This window comes from Subtercola boreus (assembly GCF_003399645.1).
Taxonomy (GTDB): domain Bacteria; phylum Actinomycetota; class Actinomycetes; order Actinomycetales; family Microbacteriaceae; genus Subtercola; species Subtercola boreus_A.
The window spans coordinates 178,299-190,707 of record NZ_NBXD01000007.1 but is presented as its reverse complement, the minus strand read 5'-3'; the positions used below and the strand labels follow the sequence as shown (position 1 = coordinate 190,707).

13 protein-coding genes are annotated in these 12,409 nt (G+C 66.4%); 3 read left to right on the top strand and 10 right to left on the bottom strand.

Annotation, left to right across the window (positions count from 1 at the left end; all coding sequences use genetic code 11):
* Window positions 1-35 precede the first annotated feature (35 nt).
* The 8 genes from B7R24_RS03200 to B7R24_RS03165 form a co-directional block, all read right to left on the bottom strand.
* Window positions 36-356 (bottom strand): hypothetical protein, encoded by a 321-nt coding sequence (locus B7R24_RS03200; protein WP_116417539.1) that lies wholly within the window; start codon window positions 354-356, stop codon window positions 36-38.
* Window positions 353-1,084, bottom strand: a complete 732-nt coding sequence (locus B7R24_RS03195) for a glycosyltransferase family 2 protein (protein WP_172582685.1) — start codon at window positions 1,082-1,084, stop codon at window positions 353-355. Before B7R24_RS03195 ends, B7R24_RS03200 begins: the two co-directional genes overlap by 4 nt.
* Window positions 1,081-1,734, bottom strand: a complete 654-nt coding sequence (locus B7R24_RS03190; RefSeq protein ID WP_116417537.1) for an HAD family hydrolase — start codon at window positions 1,732-1,734, stop codon at window positions 1,081-1,083. Before B7R24_RS03190 ends, B7R24_RS03195 begins: the two co-directional genes overlap by 4 nt.
* Window positions 1,731-2,351: a phosphodiesterase gene (locus B7R24_RS03185; protein ID WP_116417536.1), complete on the bottom strand. Its 621-nt coding sequence runs from the start codon at window positions 2,349-2,351 to the stop codon at window positions 1,731-1,733. The genes B7R24_RS03190 and B7R24_RS03185 overlap by 4 nt, the downstream gene beginning before the upstream one ends.
* Window positions 2,338-3,105 (bottom strand): glycosyltransferase family 2 protein, encoded by a 768-nt coding sequence (locus B7R24_RS03180; protein ID WP_116417535.1) that lies wholly within the window; start codon window positions 3,103-3,105, stop codon window positions 2,338-2,340. Before B7R24_RS03180 ends, B7R24_RS03185 begins: the two co-directional genes overlap by 14 nt.
* Before the next feature lie 26 nt (window positions 3,106-3,131).
* Window positions 3,132-5,276, bottom strand: a complete 2,145-nt coding sequence (locus tag B7R24_RS03175) for a carbohydrate binding domain-containing protein (protein ID WP_116417534.1) — start codon at window positions 5,274-5,276, stop codon at window positions 3,132-3,134.
* On the bottom strand, window positions 5,273-5,863 hold the full coding sequence (locus tag B7R24_RS03170; protein WP_116422246.1) for a hypothetical protein: 591 nt from the start codon (window positions 5,861-5,863) through the stop codon (window positions 5,273-5,275). Before B7R24_RS03170 ends, B7R24_RS03175 begins: the two co-directional genes overlap by 4 nt.
* A gap of 155 nt (window positions 5,864-6,018) precedes the next feature.
* On the bottom strand, window positions 6,019-7,821 hold the full coding sequence (locus B7R24_RS03165) for a hypothetical protein (RefSeq protein WP_116417532.1): 1,803 nt from the start codon (window positions 7,819-7,821) through the stop codon (window positions 6,019-6,021).
* 171 nt (window positions 7,822-7,992) lie between these two features.
* Here B7R24_RS03165 and B7R24_RS03160 point away from each other — a divergent pair, with 171 nt between their 5' ends.
* Together B7R24_RS03160 and B7R24_RS03155 are read left to right on the top strand one after the other, a co-directional pair.
* Window positions 7,993-8,931, top strand: coding sequence for an NAD-dependent epimerase/dehydratase family protein (locus B7R24_RS03160; RefSeq protein ID WP_116417531.1), 939 nt, complete (start codon window positions 7,993-7,995; stop codon window positions 8,929-8,931).
* A gap of 58 nt (window positions 8,932-8,989) precedes the next feature.
* Window positions 8,990-9,712 carry a glycosyltransferase family 2 protein gene (locus tag B7R24_RS03155; protein WP_116417732.1) on the top strand — a complete coding sequence of 241 codons (723 nt, stop codon included), beginning with the start codon at window positions 8,990-8,992 and terminating at the stop codon, window positions 9,710-9,712.
* A gap of 138 nt (window positions 9,713-9,850) precedes the next feature.
* Here B7R24_RS03155 and rfbA read toward each other — a convergent pair whose 3' ends face one another.
* On the bottom strand, window positions 9,851-10,714 hold the full coding sequence (gene rfbA, locus B7R24_RS03150; RefSeq protein WP_116417530.1) for a glucose-1-phosphate thymidylyltransferase RfbA: 864 nt from the start codon (window positions 10,712-10,714) through the stop codon (window positions 9,851-9,853).
* Window position 10,715: 1 nt separating this feature from the next.
* Complete coding sequence (locus tag B7R24_RS03145; RefSeq protein WP_116417529.1) at window positions 10,716-11,369, bottom strand: dTDP-4-dehydrorhamnose 3,5-epimerase family protein; 654 nt, start codon at window positions 11,367-11,369, stop codon at window positions 10,716-10,718.
* Between the two features lie 42 nt (window positions 11,370-11,411).
* Here B7R24_RS03145 and rfbB point away from each other — a divergent pair, with 42 nt between their 5' ends.
* On the top strand, window positions 11,412-12,401 hold the full coding sequence (rfbB, locus tag B7R24_RS03140) for a dTDP-glucose 4,6-dehydratase (RefSeq protein ID WP_116417528.1): 990 nt from the start codon (window positions 11,412-11,414) through the stop codon (window positions 12,399-12,401).
* Window positions 12,402-12,409 lie beyond the last annotated feature (8 nt).

Genomic DNA, 12,409 nt, shown 5'->3' with positions numbered 1-12,409 from the left:
CGAGCCGATGCCGGGCCGTGGCGCCGGGCTTCTGCTCAGACCAGGTACTTGTCCCCGAGCGCCCCCGGCGTCTTCACCACGACGTTCACCGCATCCGTCAGCGCTTCGAAGTCGGTCGCCTCCCCGGGCTCCAGCACGATGATGTCGCCCGCGCCGAACTCCGCCCCGGCCATCCGCACCCGCCCCGACAGCACGAGGGTCACCTCGGTCGCCACCCTGTGCAGGTGCTTGGCCTCGTAGGTTCCGGCCGTGTACGACTTCACCGCGACCTCGGCGTTCTGGGTCGACAGCGCGGTGGGCGTGAACCCGCCGACGAACCATCCGCCGGTCATGTCTTCCAAACGTGAGTGCTTCATTCGCCTGCCGGCCTCTCGAGTGAGTTGCTGTAGCTGTCGACCTGGCGTTCGGTCTTCAGCGGGTGGTAGTCGCGCGCTGCGAACGCGAACGACCCGACCGGCAGTCCGCGCAGGATCAGATCGTTCAGCGAGGGGCAGATGTAGTACAGGCCCTCGACCGCATCGCGATTGCGGATCTGGTTCTTCGCCGCGGCCACGAAGTCGCTGCCGTGCTCGAACCAGTAGACGCCCGCGGTCGCGTGGCGGCTGATCGGACGCTTCTCGGCGGCCTCGATGACCATTCCGTCGCTGTCGAGACGCACGTAGGAATACCGCGGATGCACCGACGGAAAGGTGAGCGTACCCGCCGCGTAGCCCGCGGCGCGGAACCCGTCGAGCACCGGACCGAGCGGAACGTCGACCAGCTCGTCGCCGTTCACGATGAGCAGCTCTTCGTCGCCGTCGATGTGGTCGATCGCCAGCAGCGCGGTGCAGGTCGCGCCGAACGTGTCGTTCTCGACCCGGATGATCTTGGCCTCGTTGTCGATCAGCCTGATGATGTTGTCGAGGTGGAACTTGCTCAGTTCGCTCGAGCGCAGAGCGACGTGCAGGGAGGGGTTGCCGAGCGACTTCATGCGCTCGAGCAGGCTCTCGATCAGGGGCTGCCTGCCGAACTCGGCGAGCCAGACAGGGTAGGAGTCGGTGACGTTCGGGTCGCGCCGCCCGGCGGCGAGGATCAGGACCTTCATGCGTGCACTCCCTCGGTCTCGATCCCGGCTTCGATCTCTGCAATGCGCTTGTGGATGTTCTCGAGGTTCACCTCGTGGGTGTCCTCGACCTCGAGCACGTGGCATCCCGCAGCCTTCGCAGCAGCGATACCGTTCTGGTTGTCTTCGACGACGAGCACCTCCGCCGACGTGAGGCCGAGCCGGCTTACCGCCTCGAGGTAGATGTCGGGGTCGGGCTTCGGCAGCTTCACATCGGTGGCTCCGAGCAGCACGTCGAGGTACTGCGACAGGGCAGTCTTCTGCATCATCAGCTCGACGCTCTCGCGGATCGAGTTCGATGCGACGCCGATCAGCATGCCCTCGCGCTTGAGGTGCGCCAGAGCGAACTGGTGGGCGAAGGTCGGCCGACACCGGGTGTGGATCATCTCCATCGTGTACGACTGCTTCATCTCGTTGATGAAACGGTGAAGGCCCGCGGGCAGCCCGCGCTCTGCGGTGAGGATCTCGAGCTTGCGCTTGGTGGGCAGGCCGTCGAAGGTCTCGACGTGCTCGGTGCGCTGGATGGTGTAGCCGAACAGCCCGAGGGCGAGGTTCAGCGCCTCGTAGTGCCACTCCTTGGCGTCGACGAGTACGCCGTCCATGTCGAAGACGACGGCCTTGATCTCACTCACGGGTTCACTCCAAAAAAGGTCGCCGCATGAAGCGGCAGGTCGGTGCAGATCGAGAGCTGCGGATGCCCGGCCAGGGGCGCCAGCAGCTCCCACGTCTCGGGGTGCGGGCGCCCGTGCAGTTCTGGCGACACGACGCACACCGAGACGGAGTCGAGCAGCTTCTCGACCAGGTCACGGTCGTACCAGGTGCCCTCGAAGGCGTCGAGCCAGACGCCCGCCGAACGGGAGAGCCAGGCCGGCTGCTGCTCGACCTCCGACATGCGGGTGTACACCGGTACGCCCGCCGCGAAGTAGGCCAGGGTGTCGGGCACAGCCATGTCGAACACGAAGGCCTGGGAGGCGCCGGCCTTCTCGATCAGGTCGCGAACGGCCACGGCCTGCCCGTCGGCCTTGATGTTCAGGGCGAGCGGCAGCGCGGCAGCACCCTCGAGAGCGAGGAACTCCGCCGCGGTCATCTCTGCACCCGAGGGCATGTCGTGCGAGATGACGATCGAGCCCAGCACATCGCGGAGGTCGGTCTCGGTGCCGAAACCGCCGGCGAAGGATCGCTCGAACGCGGCGAGGGTGTTCTTCTCCCCCTGTTCGAGCCAGTGACCGCGGTGACTAAGAACCCGCATGCGTCTTCAGCAGGATCGCGTCGCTCACGGGCAGGCTCTCGAACAGCTCGAGGTCGGCGGGGATGCCGAGTCCGTACATACCATCGGCCTCGGAGCCGATGTTGTCGATACCGATGCGGGCGCCCTCGGCAATCAGGTCGTTGTACGCGGGGGCGACGTAGAACTCGCCCTTCGACCGCTCGTCGCGCTCGATCATCGCTTGCGCGGCGCGTACGAAGTCCGACCCGCGGGCGAAGTTGTAGATGCCCACGGTGGCCTCGTCGGAGATGACTACCTTCTCGACCACGCTGGTGACCTGCCCGCCCTCGCCCAGCCCGACGAACGACCACTTGGGATCATCCGCCGTCATCGTCATGATGAGCCCGTCGAGGTGTTCCTCGTCGATCTTCGCCAGGTAGGCGTCGATGTCGACCGTCACGTACTGGTCGCTGTTCGCGATCATCAGCTGGTCGTCGGTGTCGATGAGCTCACGGGCGACGAGCACGGTGGCTGCGGCACCCGCGGTCAGACCGTCGACGCTCAGCACGACCGAGCCGGGGGCCCAGGCGGTGAGCTTGGCCTCGAGATCATAGGCGGCGACGTGCTCGCGCTGGCAGATGAAGATGAACCTGTGCTCGGACGACGGGGCCAGGTTGTCTATGACGACGCGGATCATCTCGACCCCGCGCACGCGGATCAGCGGCTTGGGATCGACGAAGCCCGCCGCAGCGAACCTGCTTCCCGCTCCGGCCATGGGAATGACGATGTTCAGCATCTTCAGTGTGTGCGTCTCTCTCGGGCCTAGAAGACCTGGGCCTCATCGACATACAGCGTAACGGGTTCGGTTGTCTGCTCGTAGAGTTCGAACTTCACCGAGGAATGACCCGCGCGAGTGATTGGCAGATCGACTCCGACCTTCGTCCAGGTGCTGCCCACCGTGAAGGCCTTTTGGGAACTCTCGGTCTGGCCGCCGAGCGCCCAGAGCGCGAGAACGCCCGTGAACTTGGCTGACGGGTCGGAAGATCGCACCCACACGCTCGCGCTGTAGACGTCGCCCACCACGGTCGTCACGACGAGGGTCTGGGCGAGGGAATTGCCCGCGACCTTCGTGTTCGTGGCGGCGAAGAAGTTACCGTCGTGCGCCTGCACCCCGGCCGTGCGTGAGTCGTACACGGCCTGGTTGATGGTGCCGTTGCCCGCACCCCAGCCGGCGAAGGTGCCGCCCTCGAACGACCCGGACTGCAGGATGTTCTTACCAAGCGATCCGTCGTCGGCCCACAGCGTATTGCTGGTCGACGTCATGTAGATCTCGGGTTTGAGCTGGGTGATGCCGCTCTGGGTCATATCGGTGGTCACCGTCACCTTCGTCCAGGTTGCGCCGACCGTGAAATTCGTGCCGTTCTGCACCGGCGTGGCGCCGCCGAGGCCCCACAGCACGAGGCGACCCGACATCTTGCGCGAGGGATCGGGGTCTTCCGTTCGGAGCCAGATCGAGAGGGAGTACTCGTCGCCCGCCGCCGGTGTCACATCGATCACCTGGGCGAGGGAGCGCCCCGCGACATCCGTGTTCATCGCTGCGTACCAGCTGCCGGAGTGCGCGTTCTGCGCGTTGTTGTAGACCGTGCGGTTGACGAACCCGTTGCCCGGACCCCAGGGGCCGAGGGCGCCTTCGAACGAGGGCACGACGAGCTGGTTCTGCAGGGGCGGTGCCTGGCCGAACCGGAGGCTCGCCGCGTCGACGAAGAGGGTGCCGTCGGTCGAGAGCTCGTAGAGCTCCAACCGCACGCTGTCGTGTGCGGATGCCCGCAGCGGAAGCGTCACACTGATCTGCTGCCACGTGCCGTTCGCGGTGAACGGGGTGGCGGCCTGCTCGGTGATGCCGCCGAGCCCCCACACGGCGAGACTGCCGACGAAGGGTCTGCCGCTCTCGGAGCGCACCCAGACCGAGGCGGAGAGCTGGTCGCCGACCTTCGTCGTCTGGGCAACATCCTGCGAGATCGAGCGGCCGGCGACCGGGGTGTTCGTGGCGAAGTACCACGAACCGCTCTTGGCCACACCCGGGTCGCGGTAGGCCACGTGGTTCACGAACCCGTTGCCTTCGCCCCAGTAGGCGTCGCCGCCCTCGAACGAGGCGTTGCGCAGCCCTCCCGCGAGCGGATCGCCGAACCAGGTGTTGTAGTAGACCCAGAAATTGCGGTTGCCGTAGGCCGAACATCCGTCGCCCTGCCCACCGAGATTCGCCAGGGCAGCGGCATTGGGCTGGTACGGCGTGTAGATGTACAGGTTGGCCGTGGCCTGGTTCTGGATGAAGACGGGGCTCGAACCGCAGGAGGCGTTCGGGTTGTAGAGGATGTTGTTGAACCGGCCGGGCTGGTAACTCCACGACGAACTGTTCTTTGTGTAGCTCTGGAACTGGGCGGAGGCGGCGTAGACCTGGTTGAAGAAGCCGTAATAGGTCGAATCGCAGGCGGCGGTGTCGGGGCAGCCGTAACCCAGCGCGGAACGGTACATGTAAGCGGTCGTCGACGACGCATCCACCAGCCCCTGTTCCTTCTGGAGCATGACGAGCAGCACCTGCGGGTTGATGCCGCACGCGACTCCGACGTCGACGATGATCTTGGCGGCGGTCTGGCCGGCTCCGCCGGTGTAGGTCTGGCAGTACCTCGTCGCCGCGCGGGTGGGGGTGACCTGCGAGAAGTCCTTCAGGCAGGGCAGCGCCGCGGTGCCCCGGCACGACGAACCGTGCGAGTCGAGGAACGACTGCACGTCTGACGTTCCCATGGTCGAGGAGTCGAAGAACGCGGCGTCGCTGATGATGTTGCCGGCGTCGAACGACGAGCCGCTGAGCGCGCTCGCCTGTGGTGCCGTCGCCGTCTGGGCCACGGTGAGGCCCGTCACCGTGAGGGTGAGGGCGAGGGCTGCGGCCGCCAGTCTGCGGATGCTCACGGGATCACCACCGGAAAGGCATTCGAGGAGCCCACAGACGTCGGGGACGAGTAGTCCACGACGACGTTCCAGGTGCCGGTCGTGAACTCGAGCCAGGCGAGGGAGTTGGTACCGCAGTCGGTACTGGCCGCCGAAGCACTGGCCTGGTACGAATCGCTGATGGTCAGGTCTCCCATGCTCGCGGTGATGGTGCAGGTGCCGTCTGTCTCGGTGATGCCGGGAACGTTGGCGCTCACCGAGATGGCACCGGCCGCGGCATCCCAACCGGCACTCACGATGAAGGGGGTGACCGAGGCGACCGGAGGGGCTGGCGGCGTGGTCGGGGCCGGGGCCGGGGTCGGCGTGGGGGTCGGCGTGGGCGTGGGCGTCGCAGTGGGGGTCAAGGTCGGCCTCGGCGAGGCGGTCGGCGTCGGCGTCGCGGTCTGGGTCTTCGTGGGGGTCGCAGACGCTGTCGGGGGGGCCGTCGCCGGGCCCGCAGTGTTCTTTAGACCGGGGCCGAGCAGCAGCCACGCGGCTCCGGCCAGCAGGATGACCAGCAGCACGCCGCCGAGCACCCAGATCCACCACGTTCTGCGCTGGGGGTTCATCTTCGGAGGCCTTCCACTCGCTCTGCCCCGAACGGGGCACAGCACCGACAACTCCGAGCGAGCCTAAGGGGCGGGCGGCCCCCGACCGGTTCGCCCGCCCGGTGAGTTGTGGAATGCCCCTGCCCACAGATCGGTGGTCGTTCGCCGGAGTGCGATCAGGTGGAAAGGTCGAAGACGAGGTACCTGTCGTCCGACGTCAGAGAGGGATGGTCGGGGTCTTGCCCGGCCGCTTCGATCCACGGCTGCCACGGCGCGGGTGCGGCAGCACCGGGTGGCCCCGGCGCATACGCCGCAGTGTCGACCACGATCGAGCAGGCATCCGTGCCGCCCAGTGCCGATGCGAACTCCGTCGGTGTCGAGACACCCTGCCAGAAGTCGCCGCTGTGGGTGCCGTCGACAGCTCCGTAGCTCCAGCGCAGGTCACCGCCCGATCCGCCGGCGATGTAGGGAAGTGCCTCGTCGTAGTCGCCCATCCCGCCGATCGGCCCGGTCTCGGGAAAACCTTTGAGGGGCAGCACCACGATGCCGCAGTCGGCGGCCGCATGCGCCTCGAGGTTCGACGTGAACTGTCGCAGAGCCACATCGGTCACCGCATCGATGGGTACGACCGAAGCCACCCGGGGAACCTGGTCGAGTATCGCCACCGCCGAGATGGTCAGCAGCGCGCCGAGGAAGAGGCGGCGACGTCGAAGCAGCCGCTCGAGAACTGTGGCGAGCACGCCGAGCGCGAACATGCTCACCACGATCGACATTCGCGACCACCCTCTGATCTCCGGGCTGACGAAGAAGGCGAGAACCGTTCCGAGGCCCGAGGTGATGAAGAAGAGGAAGGCGATGAGGAAACCGGCGAGTAGAACACCGATCCGGGGATCCGACAGCACGCTGTTCGAGGCTCCCGTCAGCCGTACCAGCAGCAGACTGAAGCACAGCACGATGGCGACCGCTGCGACGACGGCTGTGAAGGCGCTCTCCGAGGTGCGGAGGATGCCCGTCGTCGCCTGGTAGAACTCAGCCCGATGTGCGAGCGGCGCGATGCCGCTCAGCCGCGAGGGCAGCAGAAGATCGATCATCTTTCCGCCATAGGCCTCCGATTCGGCGAAAGAGCGGCTGCCGAAGTACTTCTCGTACCGGTCACCCAGGTTGAGCGAGAGCACCGCGAGTTCTGCGCCGACCAGCACGACCAGCGCGCCCATCGTCACGGTCGGCCACGCCAGCTCCCGCACCCTGTCGCGTCTCAGGCCCGCGGCGATGACGCGCACCACCCATACCCCGCCCACGATCAGCACGGCGAAGACGAAGTAGTACGACTGGGTGAAGGCCACCGCGGGTGCGAGCACCACGATCGGAACGAGGCGACGCGCCAGCCGCAGGCGCGCCGAGGATGCCCGGCCCACCCAGCCCGCGAAGGGATCGGTGGGCTCACCCGCCGTCATCAGGGCGAGGATCCCTATCAGGGGTACCGCCCAGTAGTTCGAGAGGAACGGATGCCCCATCGTGAGTTGGGCGAAGTGAAAGGGCACGGTGGCGAACAGCACCCCGAAGACCACCGCGGTGATTCGGCGGAGCTTCAAAGCGCGAAAGAAGACGTACGACGTGAGCCCCACGCTGAGGAAGCTGCCGAGGTTGTAGAGGTTGAGCGCCCAGAACCCGTCGGGGACGACTGCGGCCGTGCCCCAGACCACGACGGCCGACCAGAGGTCGAACAACGGAGCGAAGAAGAGGTTCTGTGCTTCGGGAAAACCGAGTCGGTCGTTCGGAAGGAACGGGAAGGTGTGCTCGGCACTTGCGAAGATCTCGTAGTGCAAGACCTGGTCGGCACCCCCGGTCTTCCAGCGCAGGCCAAGGCTCGTCGGGCTCACCCGGAGGGCGGCCAGCGCGACGCCGAGCGAGAACACCGCCGTGAGCATGGCGGCGAGGAGCTCTCCGACGACGAACTTCGGGTTCGCAAAGCCTCTCACTGCTGCTCCATTCTTCGAGCATACCTCATAACTAGGCGCGGGCGGGGTCGGTGCCACTCCTAGTGGGGGGCGCCCGTGCCGCCCCCGCCACGGGCTCGGAGAGCGCAGGATGGTAGTCTTTACGCGCTCTGTGCTCGCTCGGGCCAAGTGAAAGAGGAGATCGTTGTCAGCATGGCAAAAACCGCTCTAGTGGCCGGGGGCGCCGGATTCGTCGGCTCCCACCTCAGCGAACGACTCCTCGACGACGGCTACCGGGTCATCGCGGTCGACAACTACATCACCGGCAATCGTTCGAACGTCGAGCACCTGCTGGCGAACGAGAACTTCACGCTGCTCGAGATCGACGCCGAGACCGCTGAGACGATCGACGAGACATTCGACCTGGTGCTGCACTTCGCGAGCCCCGCCTCTCCCCCGCGCTACCTCGCCCACCCGATCGAGACACTGCACGCCGGCTCGAACGTGACGGAGGCCCTTCTGAACGTCGCCCGCCGCGACGGTGCGCGTTTCATCGTCGCCTCGACGTCTGAGGTGTACGGAGACCCCCACGTGCATCCGCAGGTCGAGGAGTACTGGGGCAACGTCAGCTCGACGGGCCCGCGGAGCGTCTACGACGAGGCCAAGCGCTACGCCGAAGCAATCACCTTCGCCTACCGTCGCTACTTCGAGACGAACACCGGCGTCGTGCGCCTGTTCAACACCTACGGCCCCCGCATGGACCTCGACGACGGCCGCGCCATCCCCGCCTTCGCGAAGGCAGCGCTCGTCAATGCACCGATCCCGCTGCACGGCGACGGCAGCCAGACCCGCTCGCTCTGCTACATCGACGACCAGGTCGCCGGCATCCTGAAGATGGCCGCGAGCGATGAGCCCGGTCCCATCAACATCGGCAACCCGCACGAACAGACCCTGCTCGAGATCGCCGAGGCGGTCATCCGGCTGAGCAACTCCACCTCCACCATCGAGCTGCACCCGCGCCCGGTCGACGACCCCGAGCGCCGCCAGCCCGACATCACCAAAGCCACCGAGCGTCTCGGCTGGGTTCCGAAGGTCGGCGTCGAAGAGGGCCTCGCCAAGACCATCGACTGGTTCCGAACCCATTCGTCCTAGCTCCCCCATCCCTTTACCCCTCGACAGAACCCCCGCAAGGTGCGGCCGAAAGGTGACCGTGAAACTCTCCGTTCTCATGCCCGTCTACAACGAACAGGCGACGCTCCAGAAAGTGCTCGACAAGGTGCTCGCCATCTCCTGGCAGCCCGAGGTCGAGGTGGAGTTCGTGATCGTCAACGACGGCAGCGTCGACGACACGGCGGCCATTCTCGACGGGCTGCAGGATGACCGGGTCACCGTCTTCCACCAGCCCAAGAACCAGGGCAAGGGCGCTGCGATCCGCAAGGCCGCGACCCTGGCGACGGGTGAGTACCTCATCATCTGCGACGCCGACGAAGAGTACCGCCCGTCGGAGATCCCCGGGCTGCTGCAGCCCATCCTCGACGGCGACGCCAAGATCGTCTACGGCACCCGCACCTTCGGCAGCCACACCTCGTACTCGTACTGGTACGTCATCGGCAACCGCGGCGTGAATCTCTTCACGAACATCATGTTCAACGCCTATGTCAGCGACGTCGAGACCTGCTACAAGCTCATGCCCACCTCGCTCTACCGCTCGCTCTCCATCACGTCGAACGGCTTCGGCATGGAGGCCGAGATCACCGGCAAGCTCCTCGCCCGCGGCTACCGCCCCTACGAGGTCGCGATCTCGTACAAGGCACGCACCCGCGCCGAGGGCAAGAAGATCACGGCGTGGGACGGCGTCGAAGCGCTGTGGATCCTGCTGAAGATCCGCCTCAAGGAGGGTTCGCGCAAGCAGCCCCCCGTCTCGATGCCGTAGGCCCCCGCCCCGCCACCTGCGCCGCGCGCTCGCGGCCGTCGTGCGCCCGCAGGCTGCGCACAGGACGGTCGTGTTTTGCGCAAAAGCACCCACAACCTCCGGTTCGGGTGCTTTTGCGCAAAACGCGACGGTGCAGCGCTAGCGGTCGAGCAGCCCCAGCAGGTAACGCCCGTAGCCGCTCTTCAGCAGCGGACCGGCGAGGCGCTCGAGGTCGGCGTCGGTGATCCACCCCTCGCTCCACGCCACCTCTTCGATGCAGCCGATCTTGTAGCCCTGGCGGTCTTCGACCACCCGCACGAACTCCGTCGCCTGCAGCATCGACTCGAAGGTTCCGGTGTCGAGCCAGGCCGTTCCCCGGTCGAGCACCTGCACGCGCAGCGCTCCGGCGGCGAGGTAGTGCTCGTTCACCGTCGTGATCTCGAGTTCGCCCCGGGCGCTCGGGGTGATCCCCCGGGCGATCTCGACGATGGAGTTGTCGTAGAAGTACAGCCCCGGCACCGCGAAACTCGACTTCGGATGCTCGGGCTTCTCCTCGATCGACACTGCGACGTTCGAGGAGTCGAACTCCACCACGCCGTACGCCTGCGGGTTGGACACATGCGCCGCGAAGATGAGCGCACCGTCGACGTCGGTGTGTTCGCGCATCGACTCGCCGAAACCCTGCCCGTAGAAGATGTTGTCGCCGAGCACGAGCGCCACGCTCTCGTCGCCGATGAACTCCTCACCGATGAGAAAGGCCTGCGCGAGCCCGTCGGGCGAGGACTGCACGGCGTACTCGAGGCGGATGCCGAGCTCACTGCCGTCGCCCAGCAGCGACCGGAACTGGTCGGAGTACTCCGGTGTCGTGATGATGAGGATCTCGCGGATACCCGCCAGCATCAGCGTCGAGAGGGGGTAGTAGATCATCGGCTTGTCGTAGATCGGCATGAGCTGCTTGCTGATGCCTCGGGTGATCGGCCAGAGCCTGGTTCCGGAGCCGCCGGCGAGAATGACGCCGCGCATGTCAGGCCACCTCGGTGTCGGGGCTCGTCACGGCCGCACGGGCTGCCACCGCAGCATCCGTCAGCGACGCGTAGTGTGCGCGCGCGTCGTCGTACGAGGTCAGCAGCCCCGACGACGCCGCCTCGGCGAGCGAGGGTGCGCCCGTGTCTTTGGGCGACAGCACGAGCTCGCCGGCCTCGGGCGGGAACGCCAGGGCGATGTCGGGGTCGAGCGGGTTGATCGCGTGCTCCCGGGTGGCGTTGAAGGTGTCGGTGACGAGGTAGCTGACCGTGGCGTCGTCGGTCAGCGCGACGAAGGCGTGCCCCAACCCCTCGGCGATGTAGACCGAACGGTGGTGTTCAGAATCGAGCAGCACGGCATCCCACCGCCCGAAGGTCGGCGATCCGACGCGCAGGTCGATCACGTAGTCGAGCACCGAACCGTGCGTGGCGGTCACGAACTTCGCCTGGCCGAGCGGGATGTCGGCGAAGTGGATGCCGCGAACCACCCCCCGGCGCGACACCGACACGTTCGCCTGCCGCAGGGCGAGCGGGTGCCCGATGACCTCCTCGAGCCGGTCGAACCGGTACCACTCGAAGAACAGCCCCCGGTCGTCTGCATGCTGCACGGGGGTGAGTTCGTAGGAATCGGGGATGCTCAGCTCTCGGATCTGCACCTTGGAATTCTACTGGCGGGGCGCTGCCATAAACTGTTCGTCGTGAAGATACTGGTAACCGGCGGTGCGGGGTTCATCGGCTCGAACTTCGTTCGGCGTGTTCTGCAAGACAGCTATCCGGGGCTGGAGGGGGCCGACGTCGTCGTGCTCGACGCGCTGACCTACTCGGGCAACCTCGAGAACCTGGCATCTGTCGCCGACTCTCCCCGCTACACCTTCGTGCAGGGCGACATCCGCGACGCCGAGCTGCTCGACACCCTCTTTCCGCTGGTGGATGCCGTCGTGCACTTCGCCGCAGAATCGCACGTCGACCGCTCGGTCGACAACGCGTCGATCTTCGTCGAGACGAACGTACTCGGCACCCAGCAGCTGCTCGACGCCGGCCTCCGCAGCGGGTTGAAGCGCTTCGTACACGTCTCGACCGACGAGGTCTACGGAACCATTCCCGAAGGGTCCTGGAGCGAGGACCACGAGCTCGAGCCGAACTCGCCCTACTCGGCGTCGAAAGCCGGCAGCGACCTGCTCGTGCGCTCCTACCATCGCACGCACGGCATGAACGTGTCGATCACGCGCTGCTCGAACAACTACGGCCCGTACCACTTCCCCGAGAAGGTCATCCCGCTCTTCGTCACAAACCTCATCGACGGGGCGCACGTGCCGCTCTACGGCAACGGCCAGAACGTGCGCGACTGGCTGCACGTCGACGACCACACCCGTGCCATCGCCCTGGTGCTGGTAAGCGGGCGCCCCGGTGAGATCTACAACATCGGTGGGGGAACCGAGCTGTCGAACGTCGAACTGACGAACCTGCTGCTCGACGCCACCGGCAGAGACTGGTCGTACGTCGAACACGTCGAAGACCGCAAGGGTCACGACCTCCGCTACTCCGTGGACTGCACGAAGATCGGCCGGGAACTCGGCTACGAACCGCTGGTGCCCTTCGAACAGGGCCTCGGCGATGTCGTGGCCTGGTACCGCAACAACCGCGCCTGGTGGGAGCCGCTGAAGGAGCGGGCGGCGCTCGAGCGATGAGGGGTCAG